The sequence below is a fragment of the Methylobacterium sp. 22177 genome, assembly GCF_052045615.1.
Taxonomy (GTDB): Bacteria; Pseudomonadota; Alphaproteobacteria; order Rhizobiales; family Beijerinckiaceae; genus Methylobacterium; species Methylobacterium radiotolerans.
Window position 1 is genome coordinate 1 of the sequence record NZ_JBQEPK010000002.1, and the last position, 1048, is coordinate 1048.

The 1048-nt window shown below is 56.2% G+C and carries 1 rRNA gene (cut by a window edge); it reads left to right on the top strand.

Going from position 1 to position 1048, the window contains the following annotated elements:
* Positions 1 to 1048 (top strand): 23S ribosomal RNA (locus ACTJK8_RS02380) (its annotated part continues 1571 nt past the right edge of the window); the annotation flags it as partial.

Below are 1048 nucleotides of genomic sequence, written 5' to 3' on the forward strand. Positions count from 1 at the left end.
ATAGGGGTTTGAAGCGAACCCGGGGAACTGAAACATCTCAGTACCCGGAGGAAAGGACATCAACGAGACTCCGTCAGTAGTGGCGAGCGAACGCGGATCAGGCCAGTGCCTGTGTTGAGTTTACCGGAACGGTCTGGAAAGGCCGGCGCGATGGGTGACAGCCCCGTACGGGACGGACGATACACAGGACTCGAGTAGGGCGGGACACGTGAAATCCTGTCTGAACATGGGGGGACCACCCTCCAAGCCTAAGTACTCCTCAGCGACCGATAGCGAACCAGTACCGTGAGGGAAAGGTGAAAAGCACCCCGACGAGGGGAGTGAAACAGCACCTGAAACCGGATGCTTACAAACAGTGGGAGCCCAAGGTTCGTCCTGGGTGACCGCGTACCTTTTGTATAATGGGTCAGCGACTTAAAGTTACGAGCGAGCTTAAGCCGATAGGTGGAGGCGCAGCGAAAGCGAGTCTGAACAGGGCGTTCAGTTCGTGGCTTTAGACCCGAAACCGAGTGATCTAGCCATGTGCAGGATGAAGGTGGGGTAACACCCACTGGAGGTCCGAACCAGTGCCCGTTGAAAAGGTCTTGGATGACGTGTGGCTAGGGGTGAAAGGCCAATCAAACTCGGAAATAGCTGGTTCTCCGCGAAAGCTATTTAGGTAGCGCCTCGAGTGAATACCTCACGGGGTAGAGCACTGGATGGGCTAGGGCCGCCCACAGCGGTACCAAACCCAACCAAACTCCGAATACGTGAGAGTACTGCTCGGGAGACACACGGCGGGTGCTAACGTCCGTCGTGGAGAGGGAAACAACCCTGACCGACAGCTAAGGCCCCCAATTCGTGGCTAAGTGGGAAAGGATGTGGGACTCCCAAAACAACCAGGAGGTTGGCTTAGAAGCAGCCATCCTTTAAAGAAAGCGTAACAGCTCACTGGTCTAAATAAGGGGTCCTGCGCCGAAAATGTAACGGGGCTCAAGCCACGAGCCGAAGCTTCGGGTGTGTTCGTCTTCGGATTGAACACGCGGTAGCGGAGCGTTCCCTAGGCCTG